The organism is Microbacterium fluvii, assembly GCF_025515205.1.
In the GTDB taxonomy this organism is placed as follows: Bacteria; Actinomycetota; Actinomycetes; order Actinomycetales; family Microbacteriaceae; genus Microbacterium; species Microbacterium fluvii.
The window spans coordinates 44,293-69,263 of sequence record NZ_JAOPFX010000003.1; the positions used below are offsets into that span (position 1 = coordinate 44,293).

Sequence of the window (24,971 nt, forward strand, 5' to 3'; positions counted from 1 at the left end):
CAGAGAGCGGATGCTGCAGGTCACACCGGAGGGGCGACGAACAGTCCCTTGTCGATGTCGTTGAACGATTCCCTGGCGACCAGTTCGCTCATCTCCTGCGCCGTGCCCCACTGGTCCTGCGTGGACAGCTGGCTGATGTCGTGCTTGTGCGCGACCCACGTGTCGTCGTCGACCATCGACAGCTCGGTCGTGTACTCGATGGTGTTGCCGGAGGGATCGAGGAAGTAGGCGAACGTGTTGTCGCCAGCGTTGTGACGGCCGGGGCCCCAGATCATGCGGGCGCCCGAGCGGAGGATCTTGCCGGCGCCGCGCATCCACTCCTCGATGCCGCGCATCTCGAACGACAGGTGGTGCAGCGAGTGGTGCGGGCCCATCGCCACGGCGATCGAGTGGTGGTTGGCGTTGCAGCGCATGAAGTGCATCATGTCGACGCCGTCGGGGCGCACCAGCGAGTCCGAGATCGTGAACTCGAGGTGCTCGACGTACCACTGCGCCGTCTTGTTGAGGTCGGCGGAGTTGAACACCATGTGCGAGAGCTTGGCCGGGATCGGCTCGCGCTCGCGGATCTTGCGCGCCTCGCGGGTCTGGTAGCCGGTGGCGAACTCGAGCGCCCGGCCGTCGCCGTCGAAGATGCGGAAGCCGTAGCCGCCGCCGAAGCCGGTGAGCTCCTGCGGTTCGTGGATGAACTGCACGTCTTCGGCGTGGAGCTTGGCGGCGAGGGCATCGACGTCGGCACGGCTGGCGACGCCGAAGCCGGCGAGGTCGACGCGCTTGTCGTCGCGGCGCAGTCGCAGGATGAAGGGCTCGGTCGAGCCCTCGGCGGCCAGGTAGCTGAGGCCGTCTTCTGCGTGCACCTCGGTGAGACCCCAGTGCGTGACGAAGAACTCGCGCTCCTGGTCGTAGTTGGGGATGGCGAGGGCGCCGTAGCGCAGGTGGGACACGAGCCGCTGAGTCATCATCGACCTTTCTTCGAAACCGGTCGCGGCCAGAGCGCGACGTGACGAGGCTAGGACGCCCGCCTCTCAAACCGCCATGCCGCGGCCGGATACCATGCATCTGTGGCTGGCGGCGACCCCGACCTGAACCTCCTCGTGGCGCTGCGGGCGCTTCTCGAGGAGGCCAACGTCACGCACGCGGGCGAGCGCATCGGCCTCGGCCAGTCCACCATGTCGGCGGCGCTGTCGCGGCTGCGCACCCTCTTCCAAGACGAACTGCTGGTGCGCATCGGCCGGGACTACGAGCTCACGCCGCTTGCGAGGCAGATCCTGCCGCAGGTGCAGCTGACGCTTCCCCTGGTCGCTCAGGCGCTCGGGCAGGAGGAGTCCTTCGCGCCGGCCACCTCGCGGCGCACCTTCGGCATCCAGCTGTCGGACTACGGCGCGGTCGAGCTGCGGCCGCTGTTCGCCCTCGCGCAGGCCGCGGCCCCCGGCATCCGCTTCGACTATCTGCGACTGCCCACGGAGCCGACGGATGCCGACCGGGACCTCTTGGCGCACGATTTCGTCGTCGCGGCCCCCGGCATCGGCATCGAGGCCGCGAGCATGGAGCTGTTCCGCGACGACTACGTGGTGATCGCGGCGAGAGACAACCCGGTGATCGCAGACGGCGGGCTCACGGTCGCGCAGTTCGTCGCGAGTCCCTTCATCCGGTGCGACTTCGGGCGCGCGCACGTGACGCCGATCGAGCGCACGATGGACGAGCTGGCCATCCGGCCGCGCACGCGGGTGACGACCTCGACGCTGCTGTCGATCCCGCTCATCATCAGCGGCACCGATCTCATCGGCGTCGTGCCGAGCCGGCTCGTCGAGCGCAACGGCGAGGTCACCGGCACCGTCGCCGTGCCCACGCCCTTCCCGACGGTGGAGCTCATCCAGCGGCTGTGGTGGCACCCTGCCCACGCACACGATGCGGGGCACGCGTGGCTGCGCGGGCTGGCCGCGCAGATGGCCGAAACGGGCGGCCTCGCCGCCTGAGCGCGATATCTGGCATCGCGGGGGGCGATTGGTCAACGGGGAACGTCGGCCCTAGCGTCGTGCTCTGGAGGCGGTGTCGCGTCCAGAGACAAACAGGAGACGAAGATGTCGGTTCGCAATGTGCTCATCGTCGGCGGCGGATTCACCGGGCTGACGGCGGCCATCGCACTCGCCCAGCGCGACGTGAAGGTCACGCTCGTCGACAAGGCCCCCGCGTGGGCCCGTGTCGGCCACGGCCTCACCATCCAGGGCAACGCGCTGCGCGTGTTCACAGAGATCGGCGTCATCGACGACGTGCTCGCCGTGGGCCAGGAGGAGAACTCGCTCACGCTGTTCTTCGCCGACGGCCGGGTGATGGCCGAGATGCCGACGCCCCGCACCGGCGGCGACGACCTGCCCGCCACGATCGGGGCCCTCCGCCCCGACCTGCACGAGATCCTCGTGCGCAAGGCCGAGGAGCTGGGCGTCGAGATCCGCCTGGGCCTTGAGCTCACCTCCTACCAGAACGACGGCGAGACCGCCGTCTCGACCCTCTCCGACGGCACCACCGAGACGTGGGACCTCATCGTGATCGCCGAGGGCATCAAGAGCCAGACTCGCCCGAAGCTCGGCATCGCCGAAGACCGTGCGCCCAGCGGCCTGGGCATCTGGCGCGCCGTCACCTCGCGTACGCCCGAGATGACCGGCGGCATCGCCTACCCGTTCGAAGACGACGGCGGCGCCTACAAGGTGGGCTACACGCCCGTCAACGCCGACCAGTGCTACATCTTCGTGCTCTGCCGCCCCGAGCGCCCCGACAATGGGCTCGAGGGCTGGCAGGAGGTCAAGCGCCTGATGGAGAACTTCCACGGCCCGTTCGACTACCTTCGCGAATCGATCACCGCCGACACGTTCCTCAACTTCCAGGAGATCGAGTGGATCTTCGTCGAGGGCCCGTGGCACGAGGGCCGCGTCGTCGCGCTCGGCGAAGCCGTGCACGCCGTGCCGCCGCTGATCGCGCAGGGCGCCGCGCAGTGCGTCGAGGACTCGCTGCTGTTCGCCCAGTACGTCACCGAGGAGGGCGCTCTCGAAGACCAGCTCTCGGCCTTCTATGCCCGCCGCATCCCTCGCATCAAGGGCGTCGTCGACGCCTCGCTGCAGCTGGCCCACTGGGAGCAGAACCCCGGCACCCCCGGTGCCGACCCCGGCCGGGTCATGGGCATGGCGCTGGGTGCGCTGGTGGCGGCGCCGTGACGCCCGAGTCGCTCACCGTGCCGCGCCGCGTCGTCACGGGGCACGACGCGAACGGCGTGTCGGTCGTGCTCTCCGACGGGCTCGTGCCGGTGCACCGGTTCATGCCGCAGGACGGCGTGGGCTTCTACGAGGTGTGGCAGACCGCGGGCGCACCTGCGCCGATCGTCGCCGACGAGGGCGATCCGACCCTCGACTCGATCCGCGTGCCTCCGCCGGTGCGGGGCACCAAGGTGCGCGTCAACGAGTTCTTCCCCGGTCACCTCACCCCCGAGGGGCGTCAGTCGCCCGTGCACCGCACGCAGTCGGTCGACTACGGCATCGTGCTCGAGGGCGAGATCGTGCTGATGCTCGACGACAGCGAGGTGACGCTGCAGGCCGGCGATGTCGTCATCCAGCGCGGCACCGACCACGCGTGGGCCAACCGCACCGACAAGGTCTGCCGGGTCGCGTTCATCCTCATCGACGGCGAGTTCGCGCCCGAGCTGCTGGGGGTCCTCCCCGACGACGTGCACGCAGCGCTCATGACCGAGGGCCCGCACGACGAACCCGGCGCGCACGAGGCGGGCGCCTGATGCACGTCGACCACGTAGGCCTATCGGTGGGCGACCTCGACGCGCAGCGCGACTGGTACCAGCGGGCGTTCGGCTTCGCCACCGCCAAGCCGTTCGAGATCGCCGCGGTGGGCCTTCGGGGCGTGTTCCTGCTCGGCCCCGACGATCTCGCGATCGAACTGCTCGAGCGCCGAGGCTCGACCCACCGCACTCCGGCGACGAGCCCGCCCGACGAGCTGCTCGCGCAGGGCTGGGGGCACGTGTGCCTGCGCGTCGCCGACGTCGACGAGGTCTTCGCCCGGCTCGTGGATGCCGGTGCCACCGTCGTCACGGCGCCGGCCCCTGCCCCCGAACCCGGCGTGCGCTTCGCGTTCGTCACCGACCCCGAGGGCAACTTCATCGAGCTGCTCGACCGCGAAGGACCGGTGGCGGCATGACCGGGATCCAGCTCCCCGGCATCGCCGGGAGCCTGTTCGTCGTCACAGGCGCAGCAGGCGGCCAGGGTGCGAAAGAGGCGCTCCTGCTCGCAGCCCAGGGGGCGGACGTCATCGCCGCCGACGTGCGTGACGAGGCCCCCGAGCTCGTGGCGGCAGCATCCGCCCTCCCGGGCACCGTCACCTACCGCCGCCTCGACGTCACCGACGAGGCCGCGTGGGCCGAGCTGGCCGACTCGCTCGCCGGCCGCGCGGTCAAGGGCCTCGTCAACAACGCCGGCGTCACGCAGCGCACGCGCATCGGCGAGGTCGTGCGCGACGACTGGGACCGCGTCATCGCGATCAACGTCACGGGGCCCATGCTCGGCATCCAGGCGCTGCTGCCGCTCATGGGCGAGGGCTCGTCGATCGTCAACATCGGCTCGGCGGCCGCCGTCACCGGCCACTACACGGCTGCCTACACGACCAGCAAGTGGGCGCTGCGCGGCCTGTCGCACTCGTGTGCGACCGAGCTCGGCCCCCGCGGCATCCGCGTGAACCTCGTGCACCCGGGCTACATCCACACCGAGATGACGGCATCCGCCCCCGCCGCCTTCCTCGCCGCCAACGAGGCCGTCTCGCCGCTGCACCGCGGCGGGCAGCCTGAGGAGGTCGCGAACGTCGTCGTCTTCCTGCTGTCGGATGCCGCCTCCTACGTCACCGGCGCGGAGGTCGGGGTCGACGGAGGCCAGCTGCTCTCGGGCGTGTCCACCTTCCTCTCCGACGCCGTGCGCGGCCCCCAACCCGGTCGTTGAGCGAGGCGCGCAGCGCCGAGACGAAACGCCCCGACTCACCTGGAGCAACACCATGTACATGTACTTCCCCACCAACTACGTCTGGAGCATGGCCGTCGTCGCCTCGCTCAACAACGGCGGGTTCATCGACGATGTGCACAAGGCCTCGAAGCCCGTGCTGGAGGCCTCCGAGCAGGGCGACGACGTGGGCACCGAGCTGCTCTACGGCTCGTGGCAGGCCGTCGCCGACCGGCTGCTGGCGTCGGCCGAAGAGGCCGAGGCCCGCGGCTGGAAGCGCGGCGCGGGCGACAAGTACTACCGTGCGGCGCTCTACACGTCGCAGGCCGAGCGCCTGCAGTCGCCCAAGTGGGAGGGCCGCAAGGCCGCCTACCAGAAGTCGATCGACCTGCTCCTGAAGCACGTCGAGCTCTCGGATGTGCCGCTGACCACCGTCGATGTGCCCTACAAGGGCGACGACGCGCCGGAGGGCTCTGCGCTGCCCGGCTACTTCTACCGTGCGCCCGGCGAGGGCCCGAAGCCCCTCATCGTCATGTGGAACGGCCTCGACTCCACCAAGGAGATGATGTACACCTCGGGCTTCCCGCAGCAGCTGGCGGCCCGCGGCATCTCGACGCTCATGATGGACCCGCCCGGCTCGGGCGAGGCGCTGCGCATGCGCGACCTGCGCGCCCGCTACGACACCGAGGTGTGGGCGGCCTCGACCCTCGACTGGATCGAGGAGCACGCCGCCGAGCTGGGCGTGGATGCTGCGCGCGTGGGCCTGGTGGGCTGGTCGCTCGGCGGCTACTACGTGCCGCGGGCGACCGCGTTCGAGAAGCGCATCGCGCTGGCGGTGGCGTGGGGCGCGAACTACGACTGGGCCGCCGTGCAGGAGGCGCGCCGCCGCCGCGAGGGCGAGAACCCCGTGCCGCACTACTGGGACCACGTCTACTGGGTGTTCGGCGCATCCGACGACGCCGACTTCCTCGAGAAGACGAAGAACATGCGCCTGGAGGGCGTCGTCGAGAACATCACGGTGCCGTTCCTGGTGACCCACGGCGAAGACGACCGGCAGATCCCGGTGAAGTACGCGTACGACGAGTACGAGGCCGCGGTGAACTCGCCCAAGCGCGAGCTGCGCATCTTCGACAAGGTCGAGGGCGGCAATGAGCACATCGGCATCGACAACATGGCCTACGTCGGCGAGTTCACCGCCGACTGGATCGCCGAGACCTTCGCCGAGCTCGGCTGAGTCCGGCGTCTGCAGACCCGCCGGGCCCGGCGCACCACCTCCCTCGCGCGCGCGATGATCGATCGGAGCACCGCATGACCGCCCTCGACCACGTCGGACTCTCGGTCGCAGACCTCGATGCGCAGGCCGCCTGGTACGCCGACGCGCTCGGGCTCGTGCCCACGCCCGCGATGTCGAACCCGGCGATCGGCGTGCGCACGCAGTACCTCGTCGACCCGGAAGACGGGTGGGCGATCGAACTGCTCGAGCGCGTCGGGTCGAACCCGGGGCTGCAGGCGTCGTCGCCGACCGAGGCGATCCTCACGCGAGGGTACGGGCACCTGTGCTTGCGGGTGGCCGACGTGGCCGCCCGGTTCGCCGCGCTCGTCGCCGGAGGCGCGCGGGTGATCTCCGCGCCAGGGCCGTCGCCGATGTCGGGGCTGATCCTCGCCTACGTCGCCGACCCCGAGGGCAACCTCATCGAAGTCATCGAGCGGCCGGTGCCGCTCGTGGAGCAGATCGGAGCCCTCGAATGAAGATCGCACGCTGGACCCTTGCCTCGGTCGCCGAGCCCGCCTCGGTCGCCGAGCCCGTCGAGGCGTCGGAGGGCTTCGTCGTCGACGACCGCGTCGTGCCGTTTCCGCAGGGCGTGACGGTCCGGAGCCTCCTCCACGGCGGCCTGGATGCTGCCGCCGCCGTCTTCGACGACCGCGACGAGTCCGCCGCGGTGCCCCTGGCCGACGTGCGACTGCTCGCGCCGCTGGTGCCGGCATCCATCCGCGACTTCGTCGCCTTCGAAGAGCACGTCGAGGGGGTCTCGGCCTCGGTCGACGGCAAGGGAGGCGCGGTGCCGGAGTGGTACGAGGCGCCGACCTTCTACTTCACCAACCCGCACACGGTGCGCGCGACCGGCGAGGTCGTGCCGGTGCCCGAGTCGCAGCGCCTGGACTTCGAGCTGGAGCTCGCGGCGGTCATCGGCGGTGTCGCCGGATCGTCGGGGGCGAACCTCGACGCGGATGCGGCAGCATCCCACATCTTCGGCTACACCGTCATGAACGACTGGTCGGCCCGCGACCTGCAGGCGCGCGAGATGAAGGTGCGGCTGGGGCCCGCCAAGGGCAAGGACTTCGGCATCACCCTGGGCCCGTGGATCGTCAGCACCGACGAGCTGGCGTCGTATCTCGACGAGGACGGCTTCCTCGCCGTGCGCGCCGAGGTCTTCGTCAACGGCGCGCTCGTGGGCGAAGACCTCGTCTCGAACATGGGCTGGCCTTTCGGCGAGCTCATCGCCTACGCCGCCCGCAACTCGGTCGTCGTGCCGGGCGACGTGCTCGGCTCGGGCACCGTGGGCGGCGGAGGCTGCCTCGGCGAGCTCTGGGGCCGCGGCAGCTCGATCCCGCCGCTTCAGCCCGGCGACGAGGTGCGCATGGTGATCGAGGGCGTCGGCGAGATCGTCAACGTCGTGGGGGAGCGGGTCGCCGCCCCTCCCATCCCGCGCGCCCGCGAGCGCTCCCGCGCCCGCCGCCGCTGAGCCGCAGCCGCCAAGCTCGCCGCGAGCCGGGCCGACCGCATCCACCCTTCGCCAGATCAGGTGATTCGGCTCACACAGGTCGTTCCGCGACCGATCGACCTGTGCCGGCGAGATCTCCTGATCTCGTGCAGGGGCAGCCGCGGAGGTGGCGGGAGAGCGGATGCTGGCAGTTCCGGTCGCTGCCGCGAGATCAGGTGATTCTGCTTACACAGGTCGTTCCGCGACCGATCGACCTGTGCCGGCGAGATCTCCTGATCTGGTGAAGGAGGCGTAGCGAGATCTCCTGATCTGATCGGAGGGAGAGAGAACCCACGGAGCACCTTTGGTTGCTTTTCGACCTAAGTAGGGCTAGTCTGAGACCGACGTCGGGGCCATAGGCCCGTTCGCTCGGCACGGTCGCCGCAGCGGCACACACGGTCGCGTCGATCACCCGGTCGTACGGGTGCCCACGAATGCCTCTGTCTGCACTCCGCCTCCGCCTGCTGGTCGCCTCGCTCCTGGTCGTCAGCTTTCTCGGCGCGCTCGACCACACCGTCGTCTCCACGTCGCTCGCGACCATCGCGGGCTCGCTCGGCGCCCTCGAGCAGCTCAGCTGGATCGTCGTCGGCTACACCCTCGCGGCCACCGCGATGCTGCCGGTGCTCGGCAAGCTCGGCGATGTCGTGGGTCCGCGGCGCGTGTTCCTCATCTCGCTGGTCGGGTTCATCGCGGCGTCGCTCGTGTGCGGGTTCGCTCCGTCGATGGGCTGGCTCATCGCGGCGCGCGTCGTGCAGGGCATGTGCTCGGCGGGGCTGCAGCTCATGTCGCAGACGATCATCGCGACCGTCACGACGCCCCGCCAGCGCCCCCGCTACATGGCGATCATCGGCGCCGCCTTTCCCATCGCGATCGTCGTGGGTCCGGTGCTCGGCGGCCTCATCACCGACTTCTGGGGCTGGCCGTGGGTGTTCTGGATCAACGTGCCGGTCGGAATCGCCGCCCTCGTGCTCGCTCTCGTCGCCGTGCCGCACATCGCGCCGGGGGTCCGCGCGCGCTTCGATGTCGCCGGCGCGATCTCGTTCACGATCGCCCTCGTCGCCCTCGTGCTCGGGGTCACCTGGGTGGGCGACGCCTCGCTGCGCCTCTCGGCCGCCGTGGCGTTCGCCGTCGCGCTCGCCGCCTTCGCGGTGTTCTTCGCGATCGAGGCGCGGGCGCAGACGCCCATCCTGCCGCTGCCGCTGTTCGCCGACCGCACCATCGCGGCCTGCTTCGCGCTGTCGGCCATCATCGGCATCGGCCTGTTCGCGGTGACCTCCTACCTGCCCACCTACTTCCAGATGGCCTACCGCACGACCGCGACCGTCTCGGGTCTCGTGCCGATCGCGACGGTGCTCGGGATGCTGGTGAGCAACCTCGTCACCGGCCACCTCGTCAGCCGCACCGGCCGCTACCGGCTCTACCCGATCATCGGCACGCTCCTCGGCGCCGCCGGCCTGTTCGTCATGGCGCTGCTGCCGGTGGGACTCCCGCTGGCGGTGCCGATGGCCGTCATGGCCGTCGTCGGCATCGGCACGGGGTCGTTCATGAACCTCATCTTCGCCGTCGTGCAGAGCGCCGCCCCGCGCGACCAGCTCGGCACCGTCACGGCGACCACCAACCTCGTGCGGCAGATCGGCGCGACCGTCACGACCGCCGTCATCGGCGGCGTCGTGGGCTTCGGCGTCGCGGCACGCCTGCCGCAGGGGCTGGATGCTGCCACCCTCACGCCGCAGATCGTGCACGCCGCCGACCCCGCCACCCAGGCCGCCGTCGCCGAGATCTACCGCGACGTGTTCGTGCCGGTGTTCCTGGCGCTGGCCGCCGTCTATGCGCTCGGGGTCGTCGCCGCCGTGATGCTGCCGCACGGCCGGCTCTCCGACGACACCTCGTCGATCCCCGTGACCGACCCCCAGACCCAGACCGCGTGAGCGGCGCCCATCTCAGCGAGGAGACATCATGACCGCCCCCACCATCGCCGTCGTCGGCAGTGGTCCCATCGGCTCCGCCTACGCCCGCGTGCTGCTCGAGTCGCTGCCGGACGCGCGCGTGGTCATGTTCGAGGCCGGTCCGCAGGTCACCGAGCCCGCGGGGGCGAGCGTGCGCAACATCGCCGACCCCGCCCAGAAGGCCCTCGCCCGCGAGAGGTCGCAGGGGCCGCAGTCCGGCACGCACCGCGAATCGCTCGGCATCCCCGCAGGCGTCGTCGTCGAGGGCATGTTCACCGCCCGTGAAGGCACCTTCCTGCTCGACTTCGGCGGCGAGGGCGCCGCGCACGCCGCGACCTTCCCGGCGGCGGCCGCCGCCAACAACGTGGGCGGTCAGGGCGCGCACTGGACGTGCGCGATCCCGCGGCCCGCCTTCAGCGAGAAGGTGCCGTTCATCCCCGACGACGAGTGGGAAGACCTGATCTCCACGGCCGAGGCGCTGCTGCACCACCGCGCCGACGCCTTCAGCGACTCGCCCATCGGCACCGCGATCCGCTCGCTCCTGACCGACGAGTTCGGCGCCGAGCTGCCCGAGGGCTACGGCCCGAGCACCCTCCCCGTCGCGGGCGACCCGCAGCCCGACGGATCAATGGTGTGGGCCGGCGCCGACATGGTGCTGGGCCCGCTCCTCGACCAGGGAACCGACGAGGCCGCGCGCTTCGAGCTGCGCGACCTGTCGCTCGTGCGCCGCATCGAGCACGCGAACGGCCGCGCGGTCGGGGTCACCGTCGAAGACCTCCGCACCGGCGAGAGCTCGTTCTTCGCCGCCGACCTCGTGGTGGTGGCCGCCGACGCCTTCCGCTCGCCGCAGCTGCTGTGGGCCTCCGACATCCGCCCGCCCGCGCTCGGGCGCTACCTCACCGAGCACCACGTCGTCATCTGCACCGTCGCTCTCGACGCCGAGAAGATGGGCGGGCTCGTCACCGACGAGCAGCTCGCCCGCGAACTCGCCCGCAGGGCGCAGAACGCCGCCGATCCGGTCGCGGCGGTCAACCGCATCCCGTTCTCCGAACCCGACCACCCCTTCTCGCTGCAGGTGATGTACGCCGAGAACCCGCCCTTCCAGCTCGACCCCACTCACCCGAGCGCGGGCAACCGCTGGGGCTACGTGAACATGGGCTACGGCGTGCGCAAGCACCCTCGTGCAGAAGACGGCGTGCGCTTCGACGACGACGAACTCGACTGGCGGGGCCTGCCCAACATGACCATCGAGTACGCCCTGACGGATGCCGAGACCGCCGAGATCGACGAGGCCACGGTGCGACTGCGCCGGGCCGGAGAAGCGCTCGGGGCGTTCGTCGCCGGCCCCCGGCTGCTGCCCAACGGCTCGAGCCTGCACTACATGGGCACGATGCGCATGGGCAAGACCGACGACGGCACGTCGGTCGCCGACCCGTGGTCGCGCGTGTGGGGCATCGACGGGCTCGTCGTGGGCGGCAACGCCCTCATCCCCACCGCCAACACCATGAACCCCACCCTGACCAGCGTCGCGCTCGCCGTCCGCGGCGCCCGCGCGGCCGCGCAGACGCTGCGCTGAGAACGGAGAGACCCATGCTGCTCGAGAGAGACCTCATCCAGTCCGTCGGCTTCCGCAATGTGCGCGAGGGTGGCGAGATCACCGGATTCCAGTTCCGGCTGCGCATGCCGTCGTATCGCGGCATGGCCGCATCCCTCATCGACGGAGTGGCCGTGCGCATCCCCGGTGTCGTCGACGTCGCGCCCGACGTCCCGCTGTGGACCCTGCAGGGCCGCACCTACACGCTGCAGGAGCTCTGGGACGGCGAGGGGGTGCGCTGGCAGCTCGAAGAGGCGGCGATCGTGACGGTGCCCCTCCCGGGAGGGCTGCCCGACGGCATCCACGAGCTGTCGGTCGACCTGCGACTGCGCATGTCGTACATCCCGCTCGAGCACCAGCCCAGCCGCTATCAGGTCACCAAGCATGTGACTCTCTCGCCCGAAGCGGGCGGCGCGCCCTTCCGCTACGGCGTCTCGCTTTACAGCTTCATGCACGACTACGGCACGGTGCTCGACCTCGAGACGGCGATGAAGGGCATCGCCGACATCGGCGCGACCGGCATCGAGATCCTCGGCGAGGGCCACGTGCCCGGCTTCCCGAACCCGACGACGGCGTGGATCGACGAGTGGTTCCGTCTGCTCGAGCGCTACCGCCTCGAGCCCACCAACATGGGCTCGTGGATCGACACGCGGCTGCACTCCAGCGGCCCGAACGCCCGTGACCTCACGGCGATCGAGGGCGCGGCCATGCTGCAGCGCGATCTGCGGCTCGCCAAGACCCTCGGGTTCCGCTTCGTCAGGCCCAAGATCGGCGTCGTCTCGAGCGACCTCGTGCCCCACCCGACGTGGTCCGAGGCCGTCGAGCGCAGCCTCGACCTCGCGGCCGAGCTCGACGTGGTCATCTGCCCCGAGATCCACTCGCCGACCCCCATCAAGCACGAGGTCGTCGACGACTACATCGGGCTGATCCAGCGCACCGGCACGCGCCACTTCGGCCTGCTGCTCGACACCGGCATCTTCCAGGACCGGCCCATCCCGCTCGCGCCGGGCGAGCTGCCTGGGCGGCGCCCCGCGTTCATGGACGGCATCGCCGTCGACCCCGCCGACATCGCGGGCATCGCCGAGTACGTCGTGTTCATCCAGGCGAAGTTCCACGACATCGACGACCACCTCGTCGACCAGCAGATCCCGTGGGAGCCGGTGCTGCGGGCGCTCAAAGACGCCGGCTACACCGGCTACCTCTCCAGCGAGTACGAGGGGGAGCGCACGCCGTGGCGCTCGATCGAGCAGGTGCGCCGCCAGCATTCGCTCATCCGCCAGATCGCCGACCGGCTCTGACCCGAGGAGGAACCATGCCCAACGGACTCATCCACGAAGACTCGCTGCGCGCACACCCCGACGGGCTCGCGCTGCGCCTCACCCTGCCCTGGTACCGCAGCCTCTGGCTGTCGTCGGTGACGAGCCTGGAGCTGACCGTCGACGGCGTCGACGTCGCCGCTGACGACCTGCGCTTCGACCTCGACGGCACGTCGTACCGGCTCGACGAGCTCGGCGAGCGCAGCGACGTGCTCTGGTTCCTGCAGCAGCATCCGCTGCTGGTGGCGCGCCGTGACGAGCCGGTCGCGCTCGGCGAGCGGCACGACATCGTGCTGCGCGGCCAGCTGCGCCTGCCCTATATGCAGATCGCCCCCGGCGAGGACGGCGGCCCGGGCATGTACGTGCCGAATTTCGTGCGGGATGCCGGGACCTTCACCGTCGTCGACCACGATGCCGCGCCGCCCGCGCTCGTCTCCGACGTGCCGCCCGCGCCGCCGGCGACCGACGCCGACCCGTTCCGGCTGGGGCTCACGCTCTATTCGGCCTCTGCCGAGTTCCGTGCGGGTTGGTTCGACTTCGACGGGCTCCTCGACCGCGTGGCGGAGCTCGGCATCGGGCCCGGCATCGAGATCGTCGCTTCGCAGATGGTGCCGACCTACCCCGTCGTCTCCGACGAGTTCGTGCGCACCTGGCGCGACGCCTTCGACCGGCACGGGTTCGCTGCGAGCTCGTTCGGAGCCAACCTCGACATGGGCAGGCGCCGCGACCGCGACATGACCCCCAACGAGGAGTTCGAGTTCTCGCAGCTCATGTTCCAGGGCGCCAAGAAGCTCGGCTTCCCGCTGGTGCGCATCCAGTCGGCCAAGCCCGAGCTGCTGCGACGGCTGCTGCCGATCGCCGAGCGAGAGAACCTCACGCTCGCCTACGAGATCCACGCTCCGCTCGGCCCGAACTCGCCCGAGATCATGAAGGTGCGCGACACCTACGCCGAACTCGACTCACCGCTGCTGGGCTTCGTCGCCGACTTCTCGTCGACGATGCACGCGATGAGCCCGACGCTGCTGCGGGCCGTGCAGCGAGCGGGGCTCGACGACGAGGCGCTCGAGACGCTGCAGCGCATCTGGGCGACCGACGCGCCCATGCGCGAGCGGCAGGAGGAGTTCATCGGCTATCTCCAGGGGCGCGACTTCGACCCCGGTCGCCTCGGCGCCTTCGCGCACCTCGCGTTCAACATGCACGGGCACGTCGATCCGCGCGAATGGGCCGACATCATGCCGCAGATCCGGCACGTGCACGCCAAGTTCTACGACATCGACGAGCGCGGTCAGGAGCCGGCGATCGACTACCCGGAGCTCGTGCGCGTGTTCGTCGAGGGCGGATACCGCGGCTACTGGTCGAGCGAGTGGGAGGGGCACGCCTTCGCCGAGCTCGGCGAGGTCGATCCGCTGCTGCTGGTGCGCCGGCAGCACGACCTCATCCGCGCGAGCATGCGGGCTGCGCTACCGGCCTGAGTCGCCCAGCTCCTGCTGCACGAGCCGCCCCGCCTCGGTGAACAGGTCGACCATCCAGGCGTGCTCCGGATCGCGCCCGTGCACGGGGTGCCACCACAGCGCGTTGGCGATGGGGGCCGTCTCGAACGGCAGCGTCGCCACGCGCACGGGGGCGACCTTGCAGGCCAGCGGCGCGAGGGCTGCCTGCATGAGTCCGATGCGATCGGTGCCCGCGATGAACAGCGGCAGCGAGACGAAGCTCTCGACCACGGCATCGACGCGGGGCTCGATTCCCAGCTGCTGGATGTGCCGGCTCACCGAGGTGAAGGCCGACCGCGACTGATAGGTCATCACGAAGGGGAGCTCCGCGAGCTGGTCCATCGTGAGGACGTCGCCGACGGCCGCGTGGTCGTCGGCGACGACGGCGACCCACTCGTCGCGGAAGAGGTCGGCGTGGGCGAGGTCGGTGAGGAAGCCGTGCGGGATGATCAGCGCGTCTGCGGAGCGCAGCCTGCTCGCGGCGTCTTCGACGATCGCCGGCGTGTGCAGCATGAACCGGAACCGCACGCCGAGCCCGCGCTCGGCGACCAGTTTCGACACCGTCGCGCCGATCGTCGCGAACCCGTAGTCCGATCCGTAGACCGAGAACTCCCGCGTCGACTCGCTGGGCGCCCACGCAGCCTGGCTCTCGAACACGCGGCGGGCGCCGTCGAGCGCCGTCGACGTGTACTCCGACAGGCGAAGGGCGAACGGCGTCAGCTCGTAGGTGTTGCCGCGGCGGGCCAGGATCGGGTCGTTGAAGTGAGCCCGCAATCGCGCCAGCGATGCGCTCAGCGCCGGCTGGCTGAGATGCAGCCGCTCGGCGGCACGGGTCACACTGCGCTCGGTGAGGAGCGCATCGAGCGAGACCAGCAGGTTGAGATCCAGTCGCGCGAGCAGGCTGTAATCGGTCACGGCGGTGTGATCCTTCGGGTGGGTGGAGCACGAGTCTATCGATGACGTCTATGTGCTCCGCAGGGCACATCGTCTGTGGCGATGAGGATTCCGCGGAATCACGGCATCCGCGGCTTATGCCGCATATTGACAGAACTTATGTGCAATTCCGGCACATCTCCGCGATACTGGTCACACAGCAGGTGGGCTCGACCGAACGAGTCGCCGACAACGAAGTCAGAAAGGCTGGACATGACACAGCACCGCCGCTCCCGCATCGTCCGCACCGGCGTCCTCGCCGTGACGGCCGCGGGTGCCCTCATCCTCGCAGGCTGCTCGGGCTCGAGCACACCGGATTCCTCCGACGGAGGCTCGCAGTCGTTCACGTTCACGTTCGCGACGTCGAACGACCTCGAGAGCCCCTACGAGACGCTCGCCAACGAGTACATGGACGCGAACCCCGACGTCACCATCACCGTCAACCCCACGCCCAACGACAAGTACGGCGAGACGATCCGCACGCAGCTGCAGGCGGGCAACGCCTCCGACGTCATCCAGACCACGCCGGGCTCCGGCGACGCGCGCGGCATCATCCCGCTCGCCGAGGCGGGCTTCCTCGAGCCCCTCGGCGAAACGGCCGCCTCGCTCGTCCCATCGGGCAGCGAGTCGATCTTCGAGATCGACGGCAAGGTCTACGGCCAGCCCCTCGACTTCACGATCGGCTCGATCGTCGCCAGCATCGGCACGCTGAACATGAACGGCATCGACGAGTTCCCGACGACCGAGTCCGACTTCTACGCGGCGTGCGACCAGCTCGCCGCCGACGGCAAGTCGCTTCTGGTGCTCGCCGGCGCGGCGGGGCCCAACGCCGGCCTCACGGCCCAGGCCATCTCGGCGACGCGCGTCTACGCGCAGACCCCCGACTGGAACCAGCAGCGCGCGGACGGCACGGTGACCTTCGCCGACTCGCAGGGCTGGAAAGACACGCTGCAGACGATCATCGACCTCAACGACGGCGGATGCTTCCAGGACGGAGCCGAGGGCGGTGGCTTCGACGCGATCACCAACGGCCTGTCGCAGGGCACCTCTGTGGGCAGCTTCATCCCGTCGGGTTCGGCGATCGAGATCGCCAAGGCCGCGCCCGCCGAGGCGAACTTCCAGGTCGAGCCCTTCCCGCCGGCAGACGGCGGCAAGGAGTACATCCTGGCCAGCTCCAACTACACGCTGTCGATCAACGCGGCCTCGAAGGCGAAGGACGCCGCCGCCGACTTCCTCGAGTGGATGGCCTCCGACGAGGCGCAGCAGCGCTACCACGAGCTCTCCGGAGAGCTTCCCATCTCCGCCTACAAGGACATGGATCTGAGCGACACGATCTACGCGCCGGTGGTCGATCTGCTGGCCGAGGGCTCCTACACGCCGCTGCCGAACAACATCTGGCCGAACCCCTCGGTGTACGAGGCGCTGCAGGTCGGTGTGCAGGGTCTGCTGACGGGTCAGAAGACCATCGACCAGGTGCTGGCCGACATGGATGCGGCCTGGGACGCTTGACCCATCCGATCGCCCGGGCGGGCCACCCCGCCCGGGCGGTCGTCTGACCGACGACGACGTACGGACACGAGGACACCATGACCGCGACCATGTACTCAGAGACCGAGGCGGTCGTCGTCCCCAAGCGCTCAGGCCGGGGACGCCGCCGAGACGCCACTCCTCGCCGACCGGGGCTCCTGAAGTTCGGCTACTGGTGGTGGGCGCTGCCCGGCATCGTGCTGGTGATCGCCATCCACTACGTGGCGACCTCGATCGGCGGCTTCTTCGCCTTCACGAACTGGTCGGGCATCGGCACGTTCGAGTGGATCGGGCTCGAGAACTTCACCAAGATCTTCGCCGACCCCACCCAGATCGGGGCGCTCGGCAACACGCTGTTCCTCGCCTTCGCCTCGGTGATCCTCAGCAACATCGCGGGTCTCGCCCTCGCCCTGGGCCTGAACCGCGGACTCAAGTCACGCTACGTGCTGCGCGTGCTGTTCTTCATGCCGGTCGTGCTGAGCCCGCTCGCCGTCTCGTACGTGTGGAAGTTCATCTTCGACTTCAACGGCCCGATCAACGTGTTCCTGCGGGCGATCGGCCTCGACGAGTTCGCGAAAGCATGGGTCGCCGATCCGACGTGGGCGATCTGGACCATCCTCATCGTCATCGTGTGGCAGAACACCGGGTTCGCCATGGTGATCTACATGGCGGGCCTCGCCGCCGTGCCGGTCGAGATCGAAGAGGCCGCCGCGATCGACGGCGCGAACCTGTGGCAGCGCTTCTGGCACGTGACCCTCCCGTCGATCCGCCCCGCCGTCGCGATCGCCACGACGCTCGGCCTCGTCAACGGCCTGCGGGTGTTCGACCAGATCATGGCGCTCACCGGCGGCGGGCCAGCCGGTGCCACCGAGACGCTGGCCACGCAGGTCTACAAGGAGTCGTTCGCCCTCGGCAACTTCGGCTACGGCGCCGCCCTCGCGCTGCTGCTGACCGTCATCATCCTGGTCTTCGCGATCATCCAGCAGCGGGTGGCCAACCCCCGCACCGAGGAGGCGTGACATGTTCCGCTACACCAAGCTCACGGCTCTGCGCGAGGTCGGCTTCTGGCTGCTCGCCATCGTCTTCCTCGCGCCGTTCTACTTCCTCGTTACGACAGCGCTGAAATCCGACGAAGAGGTGCTCACCAGCTCCAACCTGGCCCTGCCCACCTCGCTGGACTTCTCGAACTTCCTCGAGGTGCTCACGGCGCAGGGCAACTCCAATGTCGTGCTGGGCCTGGTCAACAGCATCCTCATCACGGCGGGCGCCATCGCGCTGCTCGTGCTGCTCGGGTCGCTCACCGGCTACGTCATCGCCCGCAGCACCCGTCGGTGGAGCAGGGCCGTGTACTACCTGTTCCTCATCGCGATCGTGCTGCCGACGCAGCTGGGCACCGTGCCGCTGTACATCGGGGCCCGCACCATCGGGCTCACCGGGTCGGTGTGGGGCATGATCGTGCTCTACACGGGGATGCTGCTGCCGCTGTCGATCTTCCTCTACGCCGGCTTCTTCCGGGGGCTGGGCACCGAGTACGAAGAGGCGGCCACGATCGACGGCGCCTCCCGCACGCAGACCTTCTTCCGCATCGTGCTGCCGCTCATGTCGCCGGCCACCGGCACCGTGGCGATCCTCGCGGGCCTCATCGTCTGGAACGACTTCTTCACGTCGCTGATCTTCCTCGGGGGCTCGGCGAACCAGACCCTGCCGGTGGCGATGTACTACTACATCGGGTCGCTCGTCTCGTCGTGGAACAAGATCTTCGCGATCGTGATCGTCTCGATGATCCCGATCCTGGCCTTCTACCTGTTCGCCCAGAAGCGGTTCATCCAGGGCTTCGCCGGCGGGCTGAAGGGCTGACGATGCCATGGTCGCCGACAACCGGGCCGCCTTCGAGCGGTTCTGCGAGCTGTTCTACACCCGCAAGCGCGTAGCCGAGGCCTTCGCCTTCCTCGTCGCCGACGACTACCGCCAGCACAACCCGACCATCGTCGACGGGCCGGCTGCGGCGATCGAGATGCTGACGCCGAAGTTCGACGGCAGCCCCGACGCCCGATTCGAGATCCAGCGGATCATCGTCGACGGCGACCTGGCGATGGTGCACGTGAGAGCCTCGCGGCCCGGCGCCCCCGACGCCGCGGTCGCCGACATCTATCGATTCGAGGACGGCCGGATCGTCGAGCACTGGGACGTGCTGCAGCAGGTCCCCGTGCATGCCGCCCACGACCACCCGATGTTCTAGAGAAAGACCTCCAGATGTATCAGCTCGCCCCCAATATCGAACTGCTCTTCACCGAAGCCGGCGACTACCACGACCGCGTGCGCGCGGCGGCGGCGGCGGGCTTCACCGCCGTGGAGATGTGGGGTCCGACCGGCGTCGGCGCCCCCGCGAAGCCGAAGGACCTGCCCGCGCTGAAGGCCGCCCTCGAAGAGACCGGCACGCAGCTGACCGCCCAGCTCAGCGAGCCGCGCACGCAGTTCATGATCCCGCCGCGCGACCACTCCGAGTTCTACCGCAAGCTCGACGAGGGCGTCGCGATCGCGCACGACCTGGGGTGCCCCCGCATCGTCGTCGGCAGCGGCACCGGCTTCGGCGGCAGCAAGCGCCAGACCCAGCTCGACGAGCTGGTGGAGATCTACCGCAAGGCTTCCGCTCAGATCGCCGGTTCCGAGATCACACTCGTGCTCGAACCGGTCAACGTGCGGGTCGACCATCCCGGGTCGCTGCTGGATCGCACGAGCGAGGCCGTCTACGTCGCGCGCGGCGTCGACTCGCCCTTCTTCGGGGTGCTCTACGACATCTACCACTCCGCCGTCGAGGGGGAGGACATGGCCGCCGAGCTCGCGAACGGCGGCGAGCTCATCCGCTACGTGCAGCTCGCAGACGCACCAGGCCGCGGCGAGCCCGGGTCGGGGTCGCTCGACTGGGCCGAGCGCCTCGGCATCCTGCGCGCGGCAGGCTACGGCGGCCCGATCGGGCTGGAGTACTACCCGACGCAGGAGTCGGCAGCATCCGTCGCCCTCATCCGCGAAGTCGCGGCACGCGCATGAGCCGCTACCCGGCAGAGGTCGACGTCGCGATCGTGGGCAGCGGTCCCACCGGCGCCGCCTACGCCCGCATCCTCACCGAGCGCGCCCCGCACGCCCGCATCGCGATGTTCGAGGTCGGGCCCACGGTGTCCGATCCCGCCGGCGCGCACGTCAAGAACATCGCCGACCCGCACGAGCGCGCGCTCGCGCAGCGCCGTTCGGAGGGGCCGGGCGAGCACGGCGAGACCGTGAACTCCCCGGGCGCCGTCAAGAGCGGTCAGCGCCGGGCCCGCCCGGGCACGTACCTGCTCGACGACGGCTACGCGCTGCCGGGGGAGGACGGTCTGCCGGTCGCGGCCATGTCGAGCAACGTCGGCGGCATGGCCGCGCACTGGACGGGGGCCTGCCCGCGGCCGGGCGGCGCCGAGCGCATCGCGTTCCTCCCCGATCTCGACGAACTGCTCGCCGAAGGCGACCGGCTGCTGGGCGTCACGACCGACGCCTTCGACGCGACGCCGTTCGGCGACCTCGTGCGCGAGCGCCTGGCCGCCGCCGTCGACGACGGGCGCGAGCCCGCCGCGCGTGTGCAGCGCATGCCGCTGGCCGTGCACCGCCGACCCGACGGGCGGCTCGTGTGGTCGGGCTCCGACGTCGTGCTCGGAGACGTCACGCGGTCGAGCCCCGCGTTCGCGCTGCACGACGAGTCGCTCGTGACGCGCGTGCTGCTCGACGACCGACGTGCCGCGGGCGTCGAGGTGCGCGACCTGCGGTCGGGCGAGACCTCGACGGTGCACGCGCGATTCGTCGTGGTCGCCGCCGACGCGCTGCGCTCGCCGCAGCTGCTGTGGGCCTCGGGCATCCGCCCCGCGGCCCTCGGGCGCTACCTCAACGATCAGACGCAGGTCGTGTTCGCGACGCGCATCACGGATGCTGCGCCGTCCGGCGCCGGCAGCGGGGCGCCGCAGGCGGGCCTGAGCGAATACAGCGGTGTGACGTGGGTGCCCTACACCGACGACAAGCCCTTCCACGGGCAGGTCATGCAGCTCGACGCGTCGCCCATCCCGCTCGCCGACGACGATCCGGTCGTCCCAGGCTCCATCGTGGGGCTCGGGTTGTTCTGCATCAAAGACCTGCAGGAGCACGACCGGGTCGAGTTCGACGGCGATGAGCTCGACGGCTACGGCATGCCCGCGCTTCGCATCCACTACCGCCTCACCGAGCGCGATCACGAGGTGCTGGGCCGCGCGCGCGAAGAGATCGTGCGGCTCGGCCGTGCGATCGGCGAGCCCCTCGACGATGCGCCGTTCACGCTGCCTCTCGGTGCGTCGCTGCACTACCAGGGCACGACCAGGATGGGCGCCGTCGACGACGGCACGAGCGTCTGCGACGCCGACAGCGAGGTGTGGGCGGCCCCAGGGGTCTTCGTCGCCGGCAACGGCGTGATCCCGACCCCGACCGGCTGCAACCCGACCGTGACCTCGGTCGCCCTCGCGGTGCGGGGGGCACGAGTCATCGCCGATCGATTGACTTCTGTCTGAAAAAGACATTAGAGTGTAGAAACAGTGACAAAGCAGTCAAGGAGGACCCGATGATCCCCGATCGCATCATCGAGCAGGGCACGCTCAGAACCGACGGCGCGCGAGCATCCGTCGAAGTGCGCATCCCCTGGTATCGCGCCCTGCCGGCATCGTGCATCGCGGGAGCGACGCTGACCATCGACGGTCGCACCGCCCCGGCAGAGAGCGTGCGCTGGCAGCTCAACGGCAGGGAGTTCACCTTCGCCGAGATGGTCGACGACACCGAGCAGTGGTGGTTCCCGCTCGACTCGGCCGTGCTCTCGGGCGAGGTGCCCGTGGGCGAAGGCGCCGAGCACACGGTCGACGTCGACCTCACCCTCTACATCCCCTACATCGTCATCGGAGAGAACGAAGTGCTGCACATCGAGGAGCACGACTCCAAGACCATGACGGCGGTGGCGGCATGACGCGCCTCGGCACGCCCGTGCAGGGTGTCACGCTCTACAGCTTCACGCGGGCCTTCCACGGCCGCGAGTACGACCTCGAGGGGCTCATCCGCAAGGTGGCCGCCGAGGGCTACGGGCCGGGCCTGGAGGTCATCGGCTTCTCGAGCCTTCGGGGCTTCCCGCAGATCGACGACGCGTTCGCCGGCTGGTTCCGCGACCTCGTCGCCGAGGTGGGCCTCGTGCAGACCTCGCTCGCCATCAACGCCGACATCGGCATCCACCGCGATCGCCTGCTGAACCAGGACGAGCTGATCGAGTACATGCGTCGCCAGATCGAAGCGGCCGCGACCCTCGGGTTCCCCGTGGCGCGCGTGCAGATCTCGCTCACGCCCGACTCGATGGAGCAGCTGGTGCCGGTCGCCGAGCGCTACGGGGTGACCCTGGCCCTCGAGGTGCACGCCGACCAGTACGCGAGCCACCCCCGGATCGTCGCGCTGCGCGACCGCTACGAGAAGGTCGGCTCGCCCCTGCTCGGCTTCACGATGGACTGGGGCGCCACCGTCACCGGCTTCGCGCCGTCGCTGATCGAGGCCTACCGTCGCCGCGGTGCCTCCGAAGAGCTGCTGGCCGCCGTCGTCGCCCTGTGGGACGAGTTCTACAAGGCGGGACCCCCCGCCGATCAGGCGGACCACGGGCAGCGCTTCGGCCGGTTCATCGGGCTGGCCGCCCAGCACGGCCAGCCGCAGTTCGGCATCGACTTCGGCATCAACGGCACGGGGCTGTTCGGCCCCGCCCGGGTCGACGACTGGCTCGAGATCATGCCGTGGATCCGCCACGTGCACGGCAAGTTCTTCGGCATCGACGAACAGCACGAAGAGCCCTCGGTGCCGGTGCGCGACCTCGTGACGCTGCTGGTCGACAACGGCTACTCCGGCGCCATCTCGAGCGAGTACGAGGGCTGGCACTGGAACCACTGGCAGTCGCCCTTCGAGATCATCCGCGACGAGCAGGCGGTGCAGCGCTCCGCGGCCCTCGCGGCCGGCTCCCGCATGATCACCGACGCGGCCGAGGCCCGCTCGGCCATCGCGGCCTGGCACGCCTCGGCGCAGGGGGTGACGGCATGAGCGTCTCGAACGACCACGGCGGCATCGCCGGCACCGGCATCGAGCTGGGCACGACCCTCTACTCGATGACGAGCGAGTTCGCGGCGGGGCTCTACACGCCCGAGACCCTCATCGCGGCGGTCGCCGAGCACGGCATCGGCCCCGGCGTCGAGTTCAACATCGCGCAGCTGCTGCGCACCTACCCCGACGTGGATGCCGAGTTCACGAGGCTCTGGTTCGATTCGCTCGAGAAGTACGGGCTCGAGCCGAGCGCGGTGGGCACCAACCTCGACATGGGGCGGCGCAAGGACCGCGACATGACCCCCGACGAGGAGCACGACTTCCTGGCCCGCCAGCTGAAGACGGCGCACACGCTCGGCTTCAAGAGGATCGTGATCCGCTCGGCGGGCCGCGAGCTGCTGCGCAGCCTGCTGCCACTCGCCGAGAAGTACGACCAGCGCCTGGGCTACGAGATCCACGCGCCGCAGGGGCCGAACGACCCCAAGGTCGTCGGCATCCGCGAACTCTACGACGAACTCGGCAGCGACCGGCTCGGGTTCACCGCCGACTTCTCGTCGACGATGCACTCGCTCTCGCCGACGCTGCTCGCGCAGCTGCAGAAGATGGGCATGGACCCGAAGCACTTCCCGGTGATGGACGAGATCTGGCACGAGCCGGAGCCCATGCACGTGCGCAACCAGAAGTTCGAGGACTACCTCTCGGGCGAAGGCGTCGACTTCCTGCGGTTCGGGCCGTTTACGCGCCTGGCGTTCAACATGCACGGGCTCGTGCCGCCGGAGGAGTGGCTCGACATCATGCCGCAGATCTTCCACGTGCACGCGAAGTTCTACGACATCGACGCGAACGGCGACGAGCCCGCGATGGACATCCCGCGCATCGTGCGGCAGTTCGTCGAGGGGGGCTATCGCGGCTTCCTCTCCAGCGAGTGGGAGGGGCACGCCTTCCAGGATCTCGGCGAGGCCGACCCCATCGACCTCGTGAAGAAGCAGCACGCGCTCATGCGCCGTGCCATCGAAGACACCGTCGCCGCGGCATCCGCCACGGTCTGAGCAAGGAGCAGCATGTCAGACACCGTCGTCGCATCCACTGTCGAAGACCTCGCCGCCGAGATCGCGCGTCTGCGCGACGAAGTCGCCGGAGCCAGGGCACTCGCACAGCGCGCCGAAGACCGCGGACAGGTCGAGAACCTCTTCAACCGCTACATGTATCTGCACAACGCCTTCCAGGACGAGCAGATCATCCCGCTCTGGGTGAAGGAGGGCACCCCCGGCATCCGGGCGCGCTACACCAACGCCGGTCAGTACACGACGTGGGAGAGCGTGACCCGCTACCACCGCGACCGTCCCACCCCCGAGGGAAAGCTCATCCTGCACTACACGACGAGCCCCGTCATCGAGGTCGCCGCGGACGGACAGACGGCCAAGGGCGTCTTCACGATCGCCGGCAGCGAGTCGGGCCTCACCGACCCCGAGGTCGCCAAGGGCTTCCCCGACATGTACTCGCCCGACGAGGTGCTCGGCAAGAAGGTCTGGGCGCACTGGGTGTGGTGCAAGTACGCCGTCGACTTCCTCAAGCAGGACGGCGAATGGAAGTTCTGGAAGTTCCGCTGCTACGAGCTGGCGCGAGCCCCCTTCGAGGAGAACTGGGTGAGCTTCGGACTGAAGAACCAGGGCGCGTTCGACCTCGACCTCATGTACTTCGGCGACGACGGCAAGCCGGTCTTCATGCCGCCCGCCGACGAGCCGGTGCCCAGCACCAACCACCCCTACAGCCCGACGACGATCCAGAAGCTCGAGCCCGTGCCGCCGGTCGCGCACGACACGTTCGACGACACCTTCGCGTAAGGAGCCGGCCATGGCCACCCACAACTCCCTCTTCTCCGAGAAGGATGTGCGCCGCACCGACAGCGGCATCGCCGTCGCGGTGCAGCTGCCCTGGTATCGCAGCCTCTGGCTCTCGGCGGTCGACGGCGTCGCCGCATCCGTCAACGGCGTCGAGATCCCGACCGATCGCCTGCGCTTCGTGCTCCAGGGGCGCGAGTACCGCATCGAGGAGCTCCCGGAGCAGTCCGAGACCCTCTGGTTCGTCGCCGACAAGCCCGAGGTCGTCATCGACCTGGGGCGTGCGCCCGAGGCGGGCGAGAAGCTCACCGTCGAGGTCGTGCTGACGATGCGGCTGCTCTACATGCAGATCATGCCGGGCGCCGACGGCGGCCCCGGTCGCTACGTGACGAACCGCGTGCCGGTCGAGCGCGAGCTGGTGCTGACATGACCGGCCAGGTCCCTGAGCCTGTCGTGGTCCCTGAGC

25 protein-coding genes are annotated in these 24,971 nt (G+C 69.7%); 23 read left to right on the forward strand and 2 right to left on the reverse strand.

What is annotated here, in order from left to right; translation table 11 throughout:
• Nucleotides 1-20: 20 nt before the first annotated feature.
• On the reverse strand, nt 21-959 hold the full coding sequence (locus OAW74_RS11470; RefSeq protein WP_262874518.1) for a VOC family protein: 939 nt from the start codon (nt 957-959) through the stop codon (nt 21-23).
• Nucleotides 960-1,058: 99 nt separating this feature from the next.
• Between OAW74_RS11470 and OAW74_RS11475 the strand changes: the two genes are divergently transcribed.
• From OAW74_RS11475 to OAW74_RS11530, 12 genes are all read left to right on the forward strand, one after another.
• The gene (locus OAW74_RS11475; RefSeq protein WP_262874519.1) at nt 1,059-1,973 is read left to right on the forward strand and encodes a LysR family transcriptional regulator; all 915 of its coding nucleotides are present in this window, start codon (nt 1,059-1,061) and stop codon (nt 1,971-1,973) included.
• Nucleotides 1,974-2,078: 105 nt separating this feature from the next.
• Nucleotides 2,079-3,206, forward strand: a complete 1,128-nt coding sequence (locus tag OAW74_RS11480; RefSeq protein ID WP_262874520.1) for an FAD-dependent oxidoreductase — start codon at nt 2,079-2,081, stop codon at nt 3,204-3,206.
• Nucleotides 3,203-3,778 carry a cupin domain-containing protein gene (locus tag OAW74_RS11485; RefSeq protein WP_262874521.1) on the forward strand — a complete coding sequence of 192 codons (576 nt, stop codon included), beginning with the start codon at nt 3,203-3,205 and terminating at the stop codon, nt 3,776-3,778. The genes OAW74_RS11480 and OAW74_RS11485 overlap by 4 nt, the downstream gene beginning before the upstream one ends.
• Nucleotides 3,778-4,194, forward strand: a complete 417-nt coding sequence (locus OAW74_RS11490) for a VOC family protein (RefSeq protein ID WP_262874522.1) — start codon at nt 3,778-3,780, stop codon at nt 4,192-4,194. Before OAW74_RS11485 ends, OAW74_RS11490 begins: the two co-directional genes overlap by 1 nt.
• A complete protein-coding gene (locus OAW74_RS11495) occupies nt 4,191-4,985 on the forward strand; it encodes an SDR family NAD(P)-dependent oxidoreductase (protein WP_262874523.1) in 795 nt (264 codons plus the stop codon). The genes OAW74_RS11490 and OAW74_RS11495 overlap by 4 nt, the downstream gene beginning before the upstream one ends.
• A gap of 52 nt (nt 4,986-5,037) precedes the next feature.
• Nucleotides 5,038-6,216, forward strand: a complete 1,179-nt coding sequence (locus tag OAW74_RS11500; RefSeq protein ID WP_262874524.1) for an alpha/beta hydrolase family protein — start codon at nt 5,038-5,040, stop codon at nt 6,214-6,216.
• Nucleotides 6,217-6,290: 74 nt separating this feature from the next.
• A complete protein-coding gene (locus OAW74_RS11505) occupies nt 6,291-6,731 on the forward strand; it encodes a VOC family protein (RefSeq protein ID WP_262874525.1) in 441 nt (146 codons plus the stop codon).
• Nucleotides 6,728-7,726 carry a fumarylacetoacetate hydrolase family protein gene (locus OAW74_RS11510; RefSeq protein ID WP_262874526.1) on the forward strand — a complete coding sequence of 333 codons (999 nt, stop codon included), beginning with the start codon at nt 6,728-6,730 and terminating at the stop codon, nt 7,724-7,726. The genes OAW74_RS11505 and OAW74_RS11510 overlap by 4 nt, the downstream gene beginning before the upstream one ends.
• Before the next feature lie 452 nt (nt 7,727-8,178).
• Nucleotides 8,179-9,672, forward strand: a complete 1,494-nt coding sequence (locus OAW74_RS11515) for an MDR family MFS transporter (protein WP_262874527.1) — start codon at nt 8,179-8,181, stop codon at nt 9,670-9,672.
• Between the two features lie 28 nt (nt 9,673-9,700).
• Nucleotides 9,701-11,266 (forward strand): GMC oxidoreductase, encoded by a 1,566-nt coding sequence (locus OAW74_RS11520; RefSeq protein ID WP_262874528.1) that lies wholly within the window; start codon nt 9,701-9,703, stop codon nt 11,264-11,266.
• A 14-nt stretch (nt 11,267-11,280) separates the two neighbouring features.
• Nucleotides 11,281-12,582: a sugar phosphate isomerase/epimerase gene (locus OAW74_RS11525; protein WP_262874529.1), complete on the forward strand. Its 1,302-nt coding sequence runs from the start codon at nt 11,281-11,283 to the stop codon at nt 12,580-12,582.
• Between the two features lie 14 nt (nt 12,583-12,596).
• The gene (locus OAW74_RS11530; RefSeq protein ID WP_262874530.1) at nt 12,597-14,072 is read left to right on the forward strand and encodes a sugar phosphate isomerase/epimerase; all 1,476 of its coding nucleotides are present in this window, start codon (nt 12,597-12,599) and stop codon (nt 14,070-14,072) included.
• On the opposite strand, the gene OAW74_RS11535 is transcribed toward OAW74_RS11530, so the two are convergent.
• The gene (locus OAW74_RS11535) at nt 14,061-15,005 is read right to left on the reverse strand and encodes a LysR family transcriptional regulator (RefSeq protein WP_262874531.1); all 945 of its coding nucleotides are present in this window, start codon (nt 15,003-15,005) and stop codon (nt 14,061-14,063) included. The two genes, OAW74_RS11530 and OAW74_RS11535, sit on opposite strands and share 12 nt — an antisense overlap.
• A 231-nt stretch (nt 15,006-15,236) precedes the next feature.
• Here OAW74_RS11535 and OAW74_RS11540 point away from each other — a divergent pair, with 231 nt between their 5' ends.
• From OAW74_RS11540 to OAW74_RS11590, 11 genes are all read left to right on the forward strand, one after another.
• The gene (locus OAW74_RS11540; protein WP_262874532.1) at nt 15,237-16,532 is read left to right on the forward strand and encodes an ABC transporter substrate-binding protein; all 1,296 of its coding nucleotides are present in this window, start codon (nt 15,237-15,239) and stop codon (nt 16,530-16,532) included.
• Between the two features lie 77 nt (nt 16,533-16,609).
• Nucleotides 16,610-17,569: a carbohydrate ABC transporter permease gene (locus OAW74_RS11545; protein ID WP_262874533.1), complete on the forward strand. Its 960-nt coding sequence runs from the start codon at nt 16,610-16,612 to the stop codon at nt 17,567-17,569.
• 1 nt (nt 17,570) lies between these two features.
• Entirely contained in the window at nt 17,571-18,407 is an 837-nt protein-coding gene (locus OAW74_RS11550; RefSeq protein ID WP_262874534.1) for a carbohydrate ABC transporter permease, read from the forward strand.
• A 7-nt stretch (nt 18,408-18,414) separates the two neighbouring features.
• Entirely contained in the window at nt 18,415-18,789 is a 375-nt protein-coding gene (locus OAW74_RS11555) for a nuclear transport factor 2 family protein (RefSeq protein ID WP_262874535.1), read from the forward strand.
• A 14-nt stretch (nt 18,790-18,803) separates the two neighbouring features.
• Nucleotides 18,804-19,598, forward strand: a complete 795-nt coding sequence (locus OAW74_RS11560) for a sugar phosphate isomerase/epimerase (protein WP_262874536.1) — start codon at nt 18,804-18,806, stop codon at nt 19,596-19,598.
• Nucleotides 19,595-21,115 carry a GMC oxidoreductase gene (locus OAW74_RS11565; RefSeq protein ID WP_262874537.1) on the forward strand — a complete coding sequence of 507 codons (1,521 nt, stop codon included), beginning with the start codon at nt 19,595-19,597 and terminating at the stop codon, nt 21,113-21,115. The genes OAW74_RS11560 and OAW74_RS11565 overlap by 4 nt, the downstream gene beginning before the upstream one ends.
• A gap of 50 nt (nt 21,116-21,165) precedes the next feature.
• On the forward strand, nt 21,166-21,561 hold the full coding sequence (locus tag OAW74_RS11570; RefSeq protein WP_262874538.1) for a C-glycoside deglycosidase beta subunit domain-containing protein: 396 nt from the start codon (nt 21,166-21,168) through the stop codon (nt 21,559-21,561).
• Nucleotides 21,558-22,664: a sugar phosphate isomerase/epimerase family protein gene (locus tag OAW74_RS11575; RefSeq protein WP_262874539.1), complete on the forward strand. Its 1,107-nt coding sequence runs from the start codon at nt 21,558-21,560 to the stop codon at nt 22,662-22,664. Before OAW74_RS11570 ends, OAW74_RS11575 begins: the two co-directional genes overlap by 4 nt.
• Nucleotides 22,661-23,713, forward strand: coding sequence for a sugar phosphate isomerase/epimerase family protein (locus tag OAW74_RS11580; protein WP_262874540.1), 1,053 nt, complete (start codon nt 22,661-22,663; stop codon nt 23,711-23,713). The genes OAW74_RS11575 and OAW74_RS11580 overlap by 4 nt, the downstream gene beginning before the upstream one ends.
• Nucleotides 23,714-23,725: 12 nt before the next feature.
• Entirely contained in the window at nt 23,726-24,508 is a 783-nt protein-coding gene (locus OAW74_RS11585) for a nuclear transport factor 2 family protein (RefSeq protein WP_262874541.1), read from the forward strand.
• A 10-nt stretch (nt 24,509-24,518) separates the two neighbouring features.
• A complete protein-coding gene (locus OAW74_RS11590) occupies nt 24,519-24,935 on the forward strand; it encodes a C-glycoside deglycosidase beta subunit domain-containing protein (RefSeq protein ID WP_262874542.1) in 417 nt (138 codons plus the stop codon).
• Nucleotides 24,936-24,971 lie beyond the last annotated feature (36 nt).